Here is an 18099-nt window from a genome sequence, read left to right as displayed (position 1 = left end):
AAAGAAAGTAGCCATTACAGCTTTAGACTTCAAAGCTGACACTTCTCACTCTAATAATCACACAGTTGCGCCTTTAAATTAATTAGGGAGGCGAATATTATGGTTAGCGTCTTTGATATTTTTAAAATCGGTATCGGCCCTTCAAGCTCCCACACCGTAGGTCCAATGAAAGCAGGTAAAGAATTCGTCGATTTACTTGCTGAAAAAAATCTTCTCTCTTCTGTTTCCCGCGTTATCGTTGATGTTTATGGCTCTTTATCTTTAACAGGTAAAGGTCATGCAACGGATATTGCTATTATTATGGGACTCGCAGGAAATTTACCTGATACTGTCGATATTGATTCTATTGCCCCATTTATTAAACAAGTAGAAGCAACCGGTCGCTTAATGCTGGCAAATGGCATAAAAGAAGTCGATTTTCCGGTTGAAGGCGGTATGAATTTTCATAAAACTAATCTTCCCCTCCATGAAAATGGCATGACCATTACCGCTTATAACAGTGAGCAAGTTTTATTGAAAAAAACCTATTATTCTATTGGTGGCGGTTTTATTGTTGATGAAGAACATTTTGGCCAACCTGCAGAAAATACGGTTCAAGTTCCTTATCCTTATCAATATGCGGCTGATTTACGTCGCCATTGCAAAGAAACAGGGCTTTCTTTATCAGCATTAGTGATGCAAAACGAATTAGCATTACGTAGCAAAGAAGAAATTTCGGCTCATTTCGCGGCTGTTTGGGACGTGATGAAGTCAGGTATTGAGCGCGGTGTAAATACCGAAGGCTTATTGCCGGGGCCATTACGCGTACCTCGCCGTGCTTCTGCATTACGTCGTATGCTAGTCACAGAAGATAAAACGACAACCGATCCAATGACAGTTGTTGACTGGATTAATATGTTTGCACTTGCTGTGAATGAAGAAAATGCAGCTGGTGGACGTGTTGTTACAGCGCCAACAAACGGTGCCTGTGGCATTATCCCAGCAGTATTGTCTTACTATGATAAATTTATTCGTCCTGTAAATGAAAATTCTTACACTCGCTTTTTCTTAGTTGCTGGTGTTATTGGTTCACTTTACAAAATGAATGCATCTATCTCAGGCGCTGAAGTCGGTTGTCAAGGTGAAGTCGGTGTTGCTTGTTCAATGGCAGCAGGTGCGTTAACTGAGCTTTTAGGCGGTAGCCCAGAACAAGTTTGTATTGCAGCAGAAATTGCGATGGAGCATAACTTAGGGCTTACTTGCGACCCAGTGGCAGGACAAGTACAAGTTCCGTGTATTGAACGTAATGCTATCGCAGCCGTACAAGCTGTAAACTCATCTCGTATGGCTTTACGTCGTGTTAGCGATCCTCGTATTTGTTTAGATAAAGTCATTGAAACAATGTACGAAACAGGCAAAGACATTAATGCTAAATATCGTGAAACCTCTCAAGGTGGATTAGCCATTAAAATTTCTTGTGACTAAATCTGAAAGTCTGAAATACAGATATTTATGATAGATAAGGCGCTGATATCAGCGCCTTTTTTGTTTATTAACATCAATCTCAACACTCTTCTTTTTTTAATATCCTCTTTTTTGTATGAGATTAAATTGTCATCCTTAGTTAAAATAGTTTTTTTGAAAAAAATAGGCGCTAACCTCAAAAATTATTTAAATGACGTGATGATGAACGCGTTATCTAAAGTAAATAACTACAAATTAATCAATCTATTGGCCATATTTAGATTATTGTCTAGAGTTGATAAGTAAAGATCACTAGAGACATCATTAACGGGATAAAAAGAGAACTAAAATGAAATCAGATATTCAAATCTCCCAAGAAGCGCACCTCTTACCTATTCAGGACATTGCTAAAAATTTAAATATTGATCAAGACGATATCGAGTTTTATGGCAAGTACAAAGCCAAATTTAGCCACAGCATTTGGCCAAAAATTGCGACAAAAAAGCCCGGAAAATTAGTTTTAGTGACAGCAATAAACCCAACACCGGCTGGTGAAGGTAAAACAACGGTGACTGTTGGATTAGGGCAAGCACTGAGTCATCTAGGAAAAAATGCCATTATTGCATTGCGTGAACCCTCTTTAGGTCCTTGCTTTGGCATTAAAGGTGGGGCAACCGGTGGTGGTTATTCACAAGTTGTTCCGATGGAAGATCTCAACCTTCATTTTACTGGCGATTTTCATGCTATTACCTCTGCCAATAACCTACTTGCAGCCATGCTTGATAATTCGATTTATCAAGGTAATCCTTTAAATATCGATCCTAAAAAAATCGTGTTTAAACGTTGTATGGATATGAACGATCGTACTTTACGTCATATTGTTGTGGGATTAGGTGGCGAAAAAGACGGTATCACCAGAGAAGATAATTTTGTTATTACTGTTGCCTCTGAAATTATGTCTATCCTATGTTTAGCCGCGGATATTGATGATTTAAAACAACGACTTTCTCGCATCATTGTTGCTTATTCTTATCATGGTGATCCAGTTACAGCAAACGATCTACAAGCTGTCGGGGCAATGGCAAGTTTATTAAAAGATGCTATTAATCCTAATTTAGTACAAACACTCGAAAATACTCCCGCCATTATTCATGGAGGTCCTTTTGCTAATATCGCCCATGGATGCAATAGCGTAAGGGCGACAAAACTTGCGCTTCAACTTGCTGATATTACGGTGACAGAAGCTGGTTTTGGTGCTGATTTAGGTGCTGAAAAATTCTTTGATATAAAATGCCGGATCAGTGGATTACGACCTGATTGTGCCGTGATTGTTGTCACCACCAAAGCGCTAAAATATAACGGTGGCTTAGGTAAAGGCGAATGGAACAATGAAGATTTAGTTGCCCTTGAAAAAGGCATTGTAAATCTTGAAAAACACATTGAAAACCTTAAAAAATATGGCTTACCCGTCATTGTCTCTCTTAATGCTTATATCACTGATAGTATTGCAGAGCACCAATTTATCGAACAATTTTGCCAAGAGAGAGATTGTCGCTTCGCAATGACTAAAGTATGGGAAAAAGGCGGCGAAGGTGGTATTGAATTGGCTAAGCAAGTGATTGATACGCTTGAAAATGAACCGAGCCAATTTCAATTAATTTATCCTGATGATGTCTCACTTAGTCAAAAAATCGATATTGTTGCCAAAGAAATTTATGGCGCAGATGGTGTGACTTATAGCCAACATGCTCGTAAAATGTTAGAAAAGATAGAAAGTATGGGTTTTGCTCATTTCCCTGTTTGCATGGCAAAAACGCAATATTCACTCTCAGATGATCCCTCATTATTAGGTCGCCCGACTGACTTTACAATAAACGTTCGTGAAGTGTATGTTTCTGCTGGCGCTGGCTTTGTTGTTGCCTTAACAGGCTCTATCACAACGATGCCCGGATTACCGAAAACACCTGCTGCTATCGCGGTTAATGTTGATAATCAAGGTAAAATAGATGGGCTTATTTAAGTGATAAAATAGAAATATCCCTCTATTTTATTGAATATAAAAAAATCCGTAATCGTTAAACAATTACGGATTATTTATATAAAAATAACAGCTAGTCTTTCTTTTTGGGTGAAAAACTCAGTAACGTTTTGATATATCCATTATTAGTGAATTAACCAAAAATAGCATTAAACCAACCGGATACTGTTTTAACCACAAAATCCCAAATACGACTAAAGAAACCGCCTTCCTCAACCGCTTCTTTTACAACTAATGGACGTTGTTCAATCACTTCATCATTTAATAAAAAGTTAACTGTACCTACAACCTGATTTTGAGTTAACGGTGCTTCTAATACAGGATTGGTTAAAGTAAAAGAGGCTTTCAGATTTTTCAATTCACCTTTAGGAATGGTAATTGAGGCATCATTAGCAACTCCTAATGCCACTTCGCCTTTATCGCCATACCACACTTTTTGAGTTGTCAGTGGTGTATCTGCTTTTACAGGAGTTACCGTTTCAAAAAAGCGGAAACCCCAGCCTAATAATTTTTCACTTTCCGCAAAACGCACTTTGTCTGATGGTGTTCCTAAAACAACAGCAATCAGGCGCATATCACCTTCAGTTGCCGAAGAAACAAGGTTATACCCTGCTCCATTAGTGTGACCTGTTTTCACACCATCGACATTCATATTTTTATTCCACAATAAACGGTTACGGTTTGGCTGACGAATATTGTTGAATGTAAATTCTTTTTCTTTATGAATTTCATACTCTGAAGGAACATCACGGATCATGGCTGCGGTGAGCAATGCCATATCTTGTGCGGTGGTATATTGCCCATCAGAATCTAGCCCATGAACGGTTTTAAAATGTGTATTTTTTAAACCGAGATTCTTAGCATAGGAATTCATTAAATCAACGAAGGTTTCCTGACTACCCGCAACATGTTCTGCTAATGCAATACTGGCATCATTACCAGATTGAATAACCATACCGCGATTTAAATCAATCACTTTGACCTGATCACCCGGTTTCAAGAACATCAATGATGATCCTTTCAATACCGGATTGCCCGTTGCCCACGCATTACGCCCAACAATAACTGTATCGTCAGGTGACATACGACCTTCTTTAATCGCTTGCCCAACAACGTAGCTACTCATGATTTTTGTAAGACTGGCGGGATCTAAACGCTCATCAAGTTTTTCTGATGCCAGAATTTTTCCGCTGTTGTAATCCATTAATACATAAGATTTTGCCTCTATTTGAGGAGGCACTGGATTATTTACTGCAAATGAAGGACTAGAAATAATTAGCAGTAAACCCATTCCCGCGGTAACCTTACCCAGAACAGATGGAATATTTTTTTTCATTACCGATCACCCTTTTATATCAATTTGTTAAAGCTTTCCTACTATATGGCTTTCTGGAATAAGACGCCAACATTGATATATAGAGATTTATCTTATATTCATATTTAGCGCCCTATAGAGGGAAATTTTATTACTTATCGTGGTTTAGGAGACCTTTATGTTAAAAGTCTGGGGTAGAAAAAACTCATCTAACGTTAAAAAAGTACTTTGGTGCTTAAAGGAATTAAATGTTCCTTATGAACAAATCGACGTTGGTGGTCCTTTTGGTGGACTCAATGAAGCAAATTATTTAGCAATGAATCCCAACGCTTCTATTCCAACCTTACAAGATGATGACTTTGCTTTATGGGAGTCTAATACCATTATTCGTTATTTATGTACAAAATATGAAAATAACACTCTCTATCCCATTGATCCTAAACAACGTGCGAACGTAGAAAAATGGATGGATTGGTCAAATGGCAGTTTATTTGCTCCCATCCAACAAATGATGATCATGATTGTTCGTACGCCTAAAGAGCAGCAAAATCCCGAGATTGTTAACGCATTGAAAGAGAAGCTTAATAAATTAATTAAAATTGCTGACGACCAACTTGCAAAAACAACTTATTTCGCAGGAGATGCATTCTCTCTTGCCGATATGGCGATCGCACCATTGGTCTACCCGTGGCTTGAGGTTTGCAAAGATAGACCAAACTTCCCTCACATTGAACGTTGGTTTGCACAATTAAGTGAAAGAGCTATTTTCCGTGATATCGTGTTACTGCCTGTAAATTAAGTTAATTCATTGGCATTTTGTCGGGATCTGGATAATGGTAATGAAATCCAAGATCTCGACAGATCTCCTGACCATCAATTTCTCGTATTAAAGGTTTCTCTTCTTCAGCAAATTCTGGCGGAATAAGATCAAGTTGGCTCGACACTCTTGAGTAAAAGTCTTTCTTTTTAGGGTGAATTGGGGCACATAAATTATATAAATGGCCACCTTCATTCTGCGCAAGAAGTTGCTCAATAGCAAAAATGACATCATCCAAGTGGACTAAGTTAACGCATTGATGAGCGCCTTTTACCTGTTTTTTACCTGATAAAAAACGTCCAGCATGACGACCCGGCCCAACTAATCCGGCTAATCGAAGAATATCAACTGTCGTCAACGGTAAACGATGTAGCCAGTTCTCAACTTCTGCTAACATTTTTGCTGATTGTGTTTCTGGTCGAATATCCATTTCTTCCGTGATATTACCTGTTTGATTGCCATATACAGAAGTAGAGCTAATGTAAATGACTCTCGTAACATGACGAGACATTGCGCTATCCACCAACGTCTGAATGGCTTCAACATAATCATAACCGCCACCAGCAGCACTGGGTGGTAACGTGATAATGAGAACGTCAGTTTCCATTAAGTAATCAAAATCATCTCTATCACATTCAATTGCGGGTGTTAAATTCACTAAACAGCAGTCAACGCCACTCATTCTTGCTGCTTCTACGCCATCTTCGGTGGTTTTAGTCCCTTTAACTTGATAGCCTGCATCACGCAACGCAACGGCAAGTGGTAAACCTAACCAACCTAATCCTACGATGGTTATTCGTTTCATTTTGCTCCCCTACTTAAATGGCTTAGTCAAAGTATGCTATAAAATTTTAATTTCGCCATTACTTATAAATACTACTTATTATTTCGTGAACATTTAGCCTCTCTCTATATACTCGCCTACTTGTGCCATTAAGTAAATAAGAGAAATATTAAAATCATATTAAAAACATAAGGTTACAAAATAATTAAATTATTATTAAAAAATAGGTTGCTTTATGCTTTGTAAATCATGTAGGTTGAAAGGCAGACAAATTCTAAATGCAGGTTACTCAATATTGATGACTCAATATTGGTTAACGGTAACGGGCATTACTAAATAACAAATAGTGTTATTAGCTAGGAAAATAATTATGTATAGCATTCAACTAAACCACCATCATCACCATCACCCTGACTAGTCTTTCAGGCGATGAGTGCTGGAAGACGTTTAAGAAACGCTTCCGGTGGTCTGAATGCAGACAAACAATAAAAACCCCGGAAGGCAACTTCCGGGGTTTTTTTATAGCTAATTTTCATAACAAAAACATGGACAATGATAGGGTAATAATATGTTAGATAAAGCAAGATTAAGGATCGCAATGCAAAAATCAGGGCGTTTAAGCGATGATTCTCGTGCTCTTTTAGCGCGTTGTGGCATCAAAATTAACTTAAACCAACAGCGCCTGATTGCTTACGCTGAAAATATGCCAATCGATATTTTACGTGTTAGAGATGACGATATTCCGGGATTAGTCATGGATGGTGTTGTTGATTTAGGGATCATCGGTGAAAACGTTTTAGAAGAAGAGTTATTAAAACGTCGCTCACAAGGTGAAAACCCAAGTTATCTGACACTACGTCGTCTTGATTTCGGTGGCTGTCGTTTATCTCTCGCAACCCCTGTCGATTTCAATTATCAAGGTGTGGAATGCTTAAATAATACTCGCATCGCAACCTCCTATCCCAATCTGCTCAAACGCTATTTAGATCAAAAAGGCATCAAGTTTAAATCCTGTTTATTAAATGGCTCGGTTGAAGTCGCCCCTCGTGCAGGTCTTGCTGACTCTATCTGCGACTTAGTTTCTACTGGCGCAACATTAGAAGCCAACGGTTTAAAAGAAGTTGAAGTGATTTATCGCTCAAAAGCATGCTTGATCCAACGTGACGGTGACATGGAAACCGATAAACAAGCACTTATCGACCGCCTACTAACGCGTATTCAAGGTGTTATTCAAGCTCGAGAATCAAAATACATTATGTTACACGCACCAAGTGATTGTCTTGAAGATGTCATTGCGTTACTTCCGGGTGCTGAAAGACCAACTATTTTACCTCTGGCGGGTGACCAAAATCGCGTAGCAATGCACATGGTGAGTAGCGAAACCCTATTCTGGGAAACAATGGAAAAGCTTAAAGCATTAGGTGCAAGTTCAATTCTTGTTTTACCAATTGAAAAAATGATGGAATAAGGTGAAATGATGAAAACGGGTTTTAATACATTAACTTACTGGAATAAATGCACGAAAGAACAGCAACAAGTGCTATTAACTCGCCCAGCTATTTCTGCATCAGGTTCAATTACAGAACAAGTTGCTAGCATCATTTCACAGGTACGCAATGATGGAGATAAAGCGCTTAAAGCACTTAGCCAAAAATTCGATAAGGCAGCGCCAGAAAGCGTTTTGGTGTCAAAATCACAAATCGATGCAGCTTCATCAAGACTTGATAGCAAAATAAAACAGGCAATAGCACAGGCGATGAATAATATTCGTCGCTTTCATGAGGCTCAAATTCCTAACACTATCAACGTGGAAACTCAACCTGGTGTATTTTGCCAACAAGTAAGCAGACCTATTGATGCAGTAGGGCTTTATATTCCTGGAGGTTCGGCACCATTACTCTCAACCGTAATGATGTTAGGTATTCCAGCCCGTATTGCAGGTTGTCGCAAAGTTATTCTTTGCTCACCGCCCCCTATTGCTGATGAAATTTTATATATTGCTCAACAAATTGGTATTGATGAAATCTTCCAAGTTGGTGGTGCTCAGGCGATTGCCGCCATGGCATTTGGTACTGAATCTATTCCTAAGGTTGATAAAATTTTTGGCCCCGGCAATGCCTATGTAACCGAAGCAAAACGCCAAGTAAGCCAATCGCTACAAGGTGCAGCAATCGATATGCCAGCAGGTCCTTCTGAAGTATTAGTGATTGCGGATGCAGATGCAAACCCTGCATTTATTGCCGCAGACTTACTTTCGCAAGCTGAACACGGCCCTGATTCACAAGTTGTATTATTAACACCTGATGAAACCCTCGCTAAAGCCGTTATTGCTGAAACAGAAACACAACTAGCGCTATTAAGCCGTGCTGAAATCGCTAAACAAGCACTTACAGAAAGCCGCGTCATTATTACTCGTGATCTCGATCAGTCTATTGAAATTAGTAACAGCTATGGCCCAGAACACTTAATTATTCAAACCAATGATGCTGATAGTCGTGTTGATAGCATTACCAGCGCTGGATCTGTTTTTCTTGGTGCTTGGTCACCTGAATCTGCGGGAGATTATGCTTCTGGTACTAATCACGTTCTACCGACTTATGGTTATACAGCAACCTACTCAAGCTTAGGCTTAGCTGATTTTATGAAACGTATGACAGTACAGAAACTGACAGCACAAGGTTTATCTGATTTAGCACAGACTATTGAAATATTAGCGCAAGCAGAACAACTCACCGCACACAAAAATGCGGTCACACTTCGCGTTAACGCTTTAGCTCAGGGGAAAAAGAGTGATGAAAACTAAATTTGATATCAATACGCTTGCAAGAAAAAATGTACGTGAATTAACACCTTATCAATCTGCTCGGCGCTTAGGGGGAAATGGTTCTGTTTGGTTAAATGCAAATGAATACCCTCTCGCGCCTGACTTTGCTTTTAATGAAAAAAACTTAAATCGTTACCCTGAATGTCAGCCTGTGAATGTGATTAATCGTTATGCTGCATACGCAGGTGTTAATTCAAATCAAGTCTTAGTTAGCCGTGGGGCAGATGAAGCGATTGAACTACTTATTCGTGCTTTCTGTGAGCCAGGTAAAGATGCCGTACTTTATTGTCCACCAACATACGGGATGTATAGCGTTAGTGCTGAAACCTTCGGTATAGAACAGCGTGTTGTTCCCGCACTTGCTGATTGGAGCCTAGATGTTAAAGCCATCGCATCACAACTTGATAATGTAAAGCTTATCTACCTATGCAGCCCCAATAATCCGACAGGAAATATTGTTGATCCTTCGCTTATTCGTGATGTATTAGCGTTGGCTAAAGACAAAGCCATTGTTGCGGTAGATGAAGCTTATATTGAATTTTGCCCACAAGCGTCAATTGTTTCATGGCTTGAAGATTATCCGAATTTAGTTATTTTGCGAACCTTATCGAAAGCTTTTGCTTTAGCAGGGCTTCGTTGTGGCTTTGCGCTTGCCAACCCACCAGTCATTGAATTATTACTAAAGGTGATCGCACCGTACCCACTTTCAACACCTGTTGCAGATATTGCTGCGCAAGCATTAACAGAAGCAAGTATTGAGATAATGAAAAAGCGAGTGGCCGAAATTACACGCAATAGAGCCATTTTATCTGATACGTTAAAAAAATTGCCTAATGTTGAACAGGTTTATAACAGTGAAACCAACTATATTTTAGTGAAATTCACTGATGCGACTCTGGTTTTCCGTACTTTATGGGAGCAAGGGATTATTTTACGCGATCAACAGCGTCAATATGGGCTTAATGGCTGTTTGCGTATTTCTATCGGTACAGCAGAAGAATGTGATAGCGTGATTAATGCCATAAAAAATATTCAAACTGCAAACGTATAAAACATTAAAAACGATAACAACAAAAAATCGCAACTGAGGGATCTCAACCATGAGCCAAAAAATTCTTTTTATCGATCGTGATGGTACTTTAATCACTGAGCCACCAACTGATTACCAAGTTGATAGACTTGATAAACTTGCCTTTGAAAATGGCGTGATCCCCGCACTGACAGCGCTGCAAAAAGCGGGTTATAAACTGATTATGATCACAAATCAGGATGGATTAGGCACAGAAAGTTTTCCTCAAACAGATTTCGATCCTCCTCATAATTTAATGATGCAAGTTTTCTCATCACAAGGGATCACCTTTGATGATGTTTTAATTTGCCCTCATAAGCCTGAAGACAACTGCCCTTGTCGCAAACCAGAAACAGGGCTTGTCACCCAATATTTAGTTGATGGCGCACTCGATAAAGATAACAGTTATGTTATTGGCGATAGACAAACTGATATTCAGCTAGCTGAAAATATGGGTATCAAAGGCATACTTTATAATGCCAACAAGCTCCCTTGGGCTGTTATTACAGAGCAGCTGACTAAAAAAGATCGTTATGCCCACGTTGAGCGCAAAACAAAAGAAACACAAATCGCGATCGATGTTTGGCTAGATCGTGAAGGAAATAGCCAAATCAGCACTGGTGTTGGTTTCTTTGATCACATGCTTGATCAAATTGCCACACACGGCGGCTTTCGTATGAATATCAATGTAAAAGGTGATTTAGTTATTGATGATCACCACACGGTAGAAGATACCGGTCTTGCTTTGGGTGAAGCATTACGCGAAGCATTAGGTGATAAACGGGGTATTGCTCGCTTTGGCTTTACATTACCAATGGATGAGTGCCTCGCAAGCTGTGCATTAGATATTTCTGGTCGTCCACACCTTGAGTACAAAGCCGAATTTAAATATCAACGTGTCGGTGATTTAAGTACAGAGATGATTGAACACTTTTTCCGTTCTCTCTCTTACACCATGGGTTGCACATTGCACCTGAAATCAAAAGGCAAAAACGATCACCACAAAGCTGAAAGCTTATTTAAAGTCTTTGGTCGTACATTACGCCAAGCCATTCGTGTTGAAGGCAATACTTTACCAAGCTCAAAAGGTGTTCTGTGATGAAAGTGGTTATTCTTGATACGGGCTGTGCCAATTTATCCTCTGTCGCTTACGCTGTTAAGCGACTCGGTTATGATCCAATTGTGTCCTATGAAAAAAACGTGGTGTTATCTGCGGATAAACTCTTTTTACCCGGAGTAGGAACAGCAAGAGCGGCAATGGAACAGCTCAAAGCTCGTGAGCTAATTCCTTTAATTAAAGCCTTAACACAACCAGTTTTAGGTATTTGTTTAGGTATGCAAATATTGGCTTCACTAAGCGAGGAAGGTAAAGATATCCCTTTATTAGGTTTAGTTGATGGCACCATAGATAAGCTTGATACAGCGGGTTTACCATTACCTCATATGGGTTGGAACCAAGTATTAGCAAAACCGGGGCATCCTCTTTTTCGTTCACTTGATGACAATGCTTGGTTCTATTTTGTTCATAGTTACGCTCTAGCGCTCAATGAATCGACGATTGCTGAAACTGAATACGGCTCTCGCTTTAGTAGCGCAATTCAAAAAGATAATTTTTATGGAGTGCAATTTCACCCAGAACGTTCAGGTAAAGCGGGCGCTCAACTTATCAAGAATTTTTTGGAGATGTAACCCATTATGATTATTCCAGCATTAGATTTAATTGATGGGAAAATAGTTCGTCTTCATCAGGGTGATTATGCAAAACAGCGTGATTATGATGATAATCCGCTGACACGCTACCAACAATATGAAAAAGATGGCGCAAAGCTACTTCACCTAGTGGATTTAACGGGTGCAAAAGATCCTTCTGCTCGCCAAATTCCACTGTTAAAAAAACTTGTTGCTTGTGTCAATGTGCCCGTACAAGTGGGAGGTGGCATTCGCACTGAAGATGATGTTAAATCACTGCTCGATGCAGGGGCAAGCCGTGTTGTTATTGGCTCTACCGCAGTCAGCCAGCCTGAAATAGTGAAAACATGGTTTGAGCGCTATGGTGCAGATGCCATTGTATTAGCTCTCGATGTTCGCATTGATAAACAAGGCAAAAAGTGGGTAGCTGTCAGTGGTTGGCAAGAGAACTCCCCTTATACGCTTGAAGATATCATCAAGCTTTATCAAAGTGTGGGTTTAAAGCATGTATTGTGTACCGACATTTCTCGTGATGGCACATTAGCTGGCTCTAACGTTGAACTGTATAAAGAAATTAGCCAGCGTTTCCCTGATATTTTATTCCAAGCTTCGGGCGGTATTGGTGATTTACAAGATATCGCAGATCTTCCAGCATCTGGTGTTGCCGGCATTATTGTTGGTAGAGCATTATTAGAAGGCAAATTTACATTAAAAGAGGCGATATCATGTTGGCAAAACGCATAATTCCTTGTCTTGATGTCCGAAATGGGCAAGTCGTTAAAGGTGTTCAATTTCGTAATCATGAAATCATCGGTGATATTGTTCCTCTTGCTGAACGCTATGCTAAAGAAGGCGCTGATGAACTGGTATTTTACGATATTACCGCCTCGTCTGATGGCCGCGTGGTTGATAAAAGCTGGGTGTCGCGCGTTGCTGAAGTGATTGATATTCCATTTTGTGTTGCAGGTGGTATTCGCTCTGTTGAAGATGCAGGGAAAATTCTCTCATTTGGTGCCGATAAAATTTCGATTAACTCCCCTGCACTTTCAGATCCCTCTCTGATTTCGCGTCTTGCAGAACGTTATGGTGTGCAATGTGTTGTTGTGGGTATTGATACATGGTTTGACGAAAAAACAGGCGAGTATTTAGTTTATCAATTCACAGGTGATGAAAAACGGACTCAGCAAACACACTGGAAAACCCTTGACTGGGTACGTGAAGTGCAGCGATTAGGTGCCGGTGAAATTGTTTTAAATATGATGAATCAAGATGGTGTCAGACAAGGCTATGACTTGAAACAATTGGCTCAAGTACGCCAAGTTGCGGATGTTCCTCTTATTGCCTCTGGCGGTGCGGGTGAAATGTCACACTTTCTTGATGCATTTAAATTAGCCAATGTTGATGGCGCTCTTGCAGCCTCTGTTTTTCATAAACAAATAATTAATATCAACGAATTAAAACAGTATCTTGCAAAGAATGACGTTAAGGTAAGAATATAATGAATAGTGAAACATTAGCGCAATTAGATTGGAAAAAAGTCGATAATCTCATGCCTGTGGTTATCCAAAATGCCATTTCAGGTGATGTATTAATGCTAGGTTATATGAACAAAGAAGCATTAAATGTCACTTTAGAAAGTGGAAATGTGACCTTCTATTCACGCACTAAACAGCGTTTATGGACAAAAGGTGAAACCTCAGGCAACTTTCTTAAATTAGTCAATATTTATCCTGACTGTGATAACGATACTTTACTTATTTTAGCCAATCCTATTGGTCCCACTTGCCATAACGGTACTGAAAGTTGTTTTGCTCCAGCACAAAGCCAATGGGGATTTCTCTACGAGCTTGAAAATATATTACGTGAACGTAAAAATGCCTCACCAGATAGCTCTTATACTGCTCGTCTTTATGCCAGTGGTACAAAACGTATAGCGCAAAAAGTGGGAGAAGAAGGTGTAGAAACCGCATTGGCTGCTACTGTGAATGACAGAGAAGAGCTAAAAAATGAAGCCTCAGACTTGCTCTATCACTTAATGGTCTTACTGCAAGACCAATCATTATCACTCAGTGATGTTATTGGTTGCCTACAAGAACGCCATAAAAAAGCAGAGTAATTGATATCACATTAATAGAGATAACAAAAAGCCGATACAAAAATAAAGTATCGGCTTCATTTTTTAAAAATAAAAAGTAATCGCTTAATTAGCTTTTTATCTTCTAAGCATTACATTGCTTGGCGGAATAATTCGATAACATCACTTTCAGAACCCTGAACTGGGTTAGTGATTGCACAAGCATCTTTCAGCGCATTTTCAGCTAATGTTTTGAAATCTTCTTCTTTCACGCCTAATTCTTTCAGACCTGCAGGAATACCAACATCTTTAGCCATTTTACGAATTTCTTCGATACACGCTTTCGCACCTTGCTCATCGCTCATTGCAGAAACATCAACACCCATAGCTTGTGCGATATCTTTTAAACGACCTGCTGCAGCTTGAATGTTGTAAGCTTGAACATGTGGTAATAAAACCGCATTACACACACCATGAGGTAAGTTATAAAAACCACCTAATTGGTGAGCCATAGCATGTACATAGCCTAAAGATGCGTTATTAAATGCCATACCTGCTAAAAACTGTGCATAAGCCATGTTTTCACGCGCTGTTGCATCACCGCCATTATCAACAACTTTACGTAAAGATCCGCTGATCATAGTGACTGCTTTTAATGCACACGCATCAGTGATTGGATTTGCAGCAATTGAAACATACGCTTCAACAGCATGAGTTAATGCATCCATACCTGTTGCAGCGGTTAAACCTTTTGGCATACCAATCATTAATTCTGAATCATTTACAGATAAGAGTGGTGTAACGTTTTTATCAACGATAGCCATTTTGATATGACGCGCAGTATCTGTGATGATACAAAAACGCGTCATTTCTGATGCAGTACCTGCTGTGGTATTAATTGAAATCAGTGGTAATTGAGGTTTAGCAGAACGGTCAACGCCTTCGTAATCTGCAATTTTTCCACCATTAGAAGCCACTAACGCAATACCTTTGGCGCAATCGTGTGGTGAACCACCACCTAAAGAAATCACACAGTCACATTGATGTTCTTTCAGCAGAGCTAAACCCGCTTCTACGTTTTCAACAGTAGGGTTTGGTGCAGTACCGTCATAAACTACGCTAGAAATACCAGCCTCGGTCAGTAATTTACTTACTTTCTCAACAACACCCAGTTGATTTAAAATGCTATCAGTTACGATCAACGCTTTATGAAAACCGAAGTCTTTCATTGAACTTACGGCATCAGCAAGACAACCCGCACCAATTTTATTTACAGAAGGGATATAGAATGTAGAAACAGCCATTATTGACTTCCTTTTTAGTAATTAAATCTATGTTTTAATATGTTCTATTCTTTTTGTTCTTAAATTGATCATCATCAAAATAATAAATAAATATCAATTTATTTATAATATTAGTACACGAATATAATATTGGTAATTTAATTACTCTATTAATTCAATAGGATAATACTATTAACATGTTATTGTTTGTAATAAAATAATTTGAAAAGCTTATCAAAATAATCAAAACCAACTGTAAACATCACAGCAGAATATTTTTTTTAAAGTCGTATAATGACTTCAAATAAATAACTTATTAATTCAGGAGTCATTGATGTCTTTGACTATTTTTGAGCAACTCACTGCTTTATTAGATAAAAACCACGCTACTTACCGTGTAATGGAACACCCTACCGCAGGTCGTTCTGAAGAAGTTGCAAAAATTAGAGGAACACAATTAGGACAAGGCGCAAAAGGACTTGTTTGCCATATAAAAGGTAATGGTGTTAAACAACATGTGCTGGCAATATTACCCGCCGATAAACAAGCTGACCTTTCAAAACTTGCTCACCAAATCGGGGGGACAAGAGCATCTTTAGCAAGCCCTAAAGAAGTGGATGATCTCACCCAGTGTGTCTTTGGCGCAATTCCCCCTTTTAGTTTTCATCCTGCATTGAAGCTTGTCGCAGACCCTTTGCTTTTTGAACGCTTTGATGAGTTAGCGTTTAATGCGGGTACATTAGAGCGCTCTATTATTCTGAATACGCAAGATTACAAACGTATTGCACACCCCGAATTAATCTCTTTTATTCGTGACGAAGAAAACGAAAAATAAAAACGGTCAACTTATCTTTAACAATTACCCTAGTTATAAATTCAGCTAAGGGTAATTGTTAGCATGATATCTATTCCTGCTGTATGTATAGATTTACATCCTTAAAACTAATATTAGATAATCTAATCCGAAAACAACCCAATATTTAATTCTAATAAAAAGAAAAAAATCAGAATAAATTCCACTAATTTCTTATTACCCTATCAATAACGCTAAAAAATGTACAAGACAGAGATTATTAATAAATTTACTCGTTTCAGCACTCAATAATTTACTAAATAGGTTTTATTTTATTGACCTGAATTAGTAGTACATTTAAGTTAGCATCAATAAAAATACAATAATGTAAAACTTCATTTACAATTCGGTTATTTTCTAACATATAAATAAATATATAAACAATGTACCAATAGGTGCAGGGAAATTTTCATGCAAACTTCAACTAAAAAACAACCACTTTATAAAGTGCTATATGTGCAAGTTATCGTTGCCATCTTACTCGGTATCTTGCTTGGACATTTTTACCCTGACGTTGGTGAATCCTTTAAACCACTTGGTGATGGATTTATCAAAATTGTAAAAATGATCATCGCGCCTGTTATCTTCTTAACAGTCGTCACTGGCATTGCCGGTATGAATAATATGAAAGCTGTGGGTACAGTCGCGGGTAAATCCATGATTTACTTCCTGACTTTCTCTACCATTGCATTAATTATTGGTTTAATCGTTGCAAACGTTATTCGCCCTGGTGATGGTTTAAATATCTCTCCTGCTTCATTAGATGCGAGCAAAGTAGAAAGTTATGTTTCAAAAGCGCATGACTCGTCTATTGTTGGTTTCTTAATGAATATCATTCCTGAAACAGTTGTTAGTCCATTGGTTAACGGCAATATTCTACAAGTACTGTTTGTTTCTGTTGTCTTTGGTATTGCATTAGCCTCTATCGGGACTCGTGGCGAGCCAGTTCTTAAGTTCTTACAAAACTTCTCAGAGCCAGTATTCAAAATGGTCGGCATGCTAATGAAATTAGCACCTATCGGCGCTTTTGGGGCAATGGCCTTTACCATCGGGAAGTACGGTATTTCCTCAATCAGTAACTTAGTATTGCTCGTTCTGACTTTCTACATAACTTCATTATTGTTTGTTCTTGTCGTGTTAGGTGCTGTTGCAAAATATAATGGCTTCTCTATTCTCTCTTTAATTAAATATATTAAAGATGAACTTTGGTTAGTATTAGGTACTTCTTCTTCAGAAGCAGCTTTACCTAGCTTAATGCGTAAAATGGAAAATGTAGGCTGTAAAAAATCCGTCGTCGGCTTAGTTATTCCAACAGGTTACTCCTTTAACTTAGATGGCACTAACATCTATATGACCATGGCGGCTCTATTTATTGCGCAAGCTACAGGCATTGATCTTTCATTAACAGAGCAAATCACCCTACTCTTAGTTGCAATGATAAGTTCAAAAGGTGCTGCGGGTGTTACTGGTGCTGGCTTTATTACTTTAGCAGCAACCTTATCCGTTGTTCCTAGCGTTCCCGTTGCAGGTATGGCATTAATTCTAGGGATTGACCGTTTTATGTCAGAATGTCGCGCATTAACCAACCTTGTGGGTAATGCTTGTGCCTGTATCGTTGTTGCTCGTTGGGAAAATGCCTTAGATAAAGAAAGAATGAATGATGTCTTTAGTGGTAGAGCATCAAGCGAATTTATTGAAGAGGCTCCATTAGCGACTATTGAAACTGAGTCTGATAACTCAATTAAAATCCCAGTAAAATAAAAATCATTTTCCATGATCCATAAAAGAGCGCTTATGCGCTCTTTTTTTTAAAATAATCAAACAAAAACAAATAATTAGATAAAATCCCCTTTCTCATTTCTTCCCTTCCATCTTTTTTACATTTAAACCATTTAATTCACCAAAAAATA

General features: G+C 38.7%; 16 protein-coding genes and 1 other annotated feature. Of the genes, 13 read left to right on the top strand and 3 right to left on the bottom strand.

Annotated elements, in window-relative coordinates; genetic code table 11:
- Window positions 1-99 precede the first annotated feature (99 nt).
- Together QQS39_RS06085 and QQS39_RS06080 are read left to right on the top strand one after the other, a co-directional pair.
- A complete protein-coding gene (locus tag QQS39_RS06085; protein WP_285805561.1) occupies window positions 100-1464 on the top strand; it encodes an L-serine ammonia-lyase in 1365 nt (454 codons plus the stop codon).
- A 328-nt stretch (window positions 1465-1792) separates the two neighbouring features.
- Window positions 1793-3463 carry a formate--tetrahydrofolate ligase gene (locus tag QQS39_RS06080; protein ID WP_151434668.1) on the top strand — a complete coding sequence of 557 codons (1671 nt, stop codon included), beginning with the start codon at window positions 1793-1795 and terminating at the stop codon, window positions 3461-3463.
- Between the two features lie 151 nt (window positions 3464-3614).
- Here the strand turns inward: QQS39_RS06080 and QQS39_RS06075 are convergent, their stop codons facing one another.
- Complete coding sequence (locus QQS39_RS06075; RefSeq protein WP_023581278.1) at window positions 3615-4817, bottom strand: serine hydrolase; 1203 nt, start codon at window positions 4815-4817, stop codon at window positions 3615-3617.
- A 157-nt stretch (window positions 4818-4974) separates the two neighbouring features.
- Between QQS39_RS06075 and QQS39_RS06070 the strand changes: the two genes are divergently transcribed.
- Window positions 4975-5595 (top strand): glutathione S-transferase family protein, encoded by a 621-nt coding sequence (locus QQS39_RS06070; RefSeq protein ID WP_196570075.1) that lies wholly within the window; start codon window positions 4975-4977, stop codon window positions 5593-5595.
- A gap of 1 nt (window position 5596) precedes the next feature.
- On the opposite strand, the gene QQS39_RS06065 is transcribed toward QQS39_RS06070, so the two are convergent.
- Window positions 5597-6418, bottom strand: a complete 822-nt coding sequence (locus tag QQS39_RS06065) for an SDR family oxidoreductase (RefSeq protein WP_151434666.1) — start codon at window positions 6416-6418, stop codon at window positions 5597-5599.
- A 372-nt stretch (window positions 6419-6790) separates the two neighbouring features.
- Window positions 6791-6921: a sequence feature (His leader region), on the top strand.
- 44 nt (window positions 6922-6965) lie between these two features.
- On the opposite strand from QQS39_RS06065, the gene hisG reads away from it, so the two are divergent.
- Genes hisG through hisIE form a run of 8 tightly spaced genes read left to right on the top strand, consistent with a single transcriptional unit; the run spans window position 6966 to window position 14095 of the window.
- The gene (hisG, locus tag QQS39_RS06060) at window positions 6966-7865 is read left to right on the top strand and encodes an ATP phosphoribosyltransferase (RefSeq protein ID WP_151434665.1); all 900 of its coding nucleotides are present in this window, start codon (window positions 6966-6968) and stop codon (window positions 7863-7865) included.
- A 6-nt stretch (window positions 7866-7871) separates the two neighbouring features.
- Entirely contained in the window at window positions 7872-9200 is a 1329-nt protein-coding gene (hisD, locus tag QQS39_RS06055; RefSeq protein WP_285805560.1) for a histidinol dehydrogenase, read from the top strand.
- Entirely contained in the window at window positions 9190-10272 is a 1083-nt protein-coding gene (gene hisC / locus QQS39_RS06050) for a histidinol-phosphate transaminase (RefSeq protein WP_285805559.1), read from the top strand. The genes hisD and hisC overlap by 11 nt, the downstream gene beginning before the upstream one ends.
- A 49-nt stretch (window positions 10273-10321) precedes the next feature.
- The gene (hisB, locus tag QQS39_RS06045; RefSeq protein WP_151434662.1) at window positions 10322-11389 is read left to right on the top strand and encodes a bifunctional histidinol-phosphatase/imidazoleglycerol-phosphate dehydratase HisB; all 1068 of its coding nucleotides are present in this window, start codon (window positions 10322-10324) and stop codon (window positions 11387-11389) included.
- Window positions 11389-11979, top strand: a complete 591-nt coding sequence (gene hisH / locus QQS39_RS06040; protein WP_285805558.1) for an imidazole glycerol phosphate synthase subunit HisH — start codon at window positions 11389-11391, stop codon at window positions 11977-11979. Before hisB ends, hisH begins: the two co-directional genes overlap by 1 nt.
- Window positions 11980-11985: 6 nt before the next feature.
- Window positions 11986-12723 carry a 1-(5-phosphoribosyl)-5-[(5-phosphoribosylamino)methylideneamino]imidazole-4-carboxamide isomerase gene (gene hisA, locus QQS39_RS06035; protein WP_285805557.1) on the top strand — a complete coding sequence of 246 codons (738 nt, stop codon included), beginning with the start codon at window positions 11986-11988 and terminating at the stop codon, window positions 12721-12723.
- Window positions 12705-13478 carry an imidazole glycerol phosphate synthase subunit HisF gene (gene hisF, locus QQS39_RS06030; RefSeq protein WP_285805556.1) on the top strand — a complete coding sequence of 258 codons (774 nt, stop codon included), beginning with the start codon at window positions 12705-12707 and terminating at the stop codon, window positions 13476-13478. Before hisA ends, hisF begins: the two co-directional genes overlap by 19 nt.
- On the top strand, window positions 13478-14095 hold the full coding sequence (gene hisIE / locus QQS39_RS06025) for a bifunctional phosphoribosyl-AMP cyclohydrolase/phosphoribosyl-ATP diphosphatase HisIE (protein ID WP_265576207.1): 618 nt from the start codon (window positions 13478-13480) through the stop codon (window positions 14093-14095). Before hisF ends, hisIE begins: the two co-directional genes overlap by 1 nt.
- A 110-nt stretch (window positions 14096-14205) precedes the next feature.
- Here the strand turns inward: hisIE and yiaY are convergent, their stop codons facing one another.
- Window positions 14206-15357, bottom strand: a complete 1152-nt coding sequence (gene yiaY / locus QQS39_RS06020; protein ID WP_151434658.1) for an L-threonine dehydrogenase — start codon at window positions 15355-15357, stop codon at window positions 14206-14208.
- 313 nt (window positions 15358-15670) lie between these two features.
- Between yiaY and QQS39_RS06015 the strand changes: the two genes are divergently transcribed.
- A complete protein-coding gene (locus tag QQS39_RS06015) occupies window positions 15671-16171 on the top strand; it encodes a YbaK/prolyl-tRNA synthetase associated domain-containing protein (RefSeq protein WP_151434657.1) in 501 nt (166 codons plus the stop codon).
- A gap of 429 nt (window positions 16172-16600) precedes the next feature.
- A complete protein-coding gene (locus QQS39_RS06010) occupies window positions 16601-17950 on the top strand; it encodes a dicarboxylate/amino acid:cation symporter (protein WP_151434656.1) in 1350 nt (449 codons plus the stop codon).
- Window positions 17951-18099 lie beyond the last annotated feature (149 nt).

Origin of the sequence: Proteus appendicitidis (assembly GCF_030271835.1) — a bacterium.
Classification (GTDB): domain Bacteria; phylum Pseudomonadota; class Gammaproteobacteria; order Enterobacterales; family Enterobacteriaceae; genus Proteus; species Proteus appendicitidis.
Note: the sequence above shows the minus strand (reverse complement) of the source record. Positions and strands in the feature narration are given on the sequence as shown.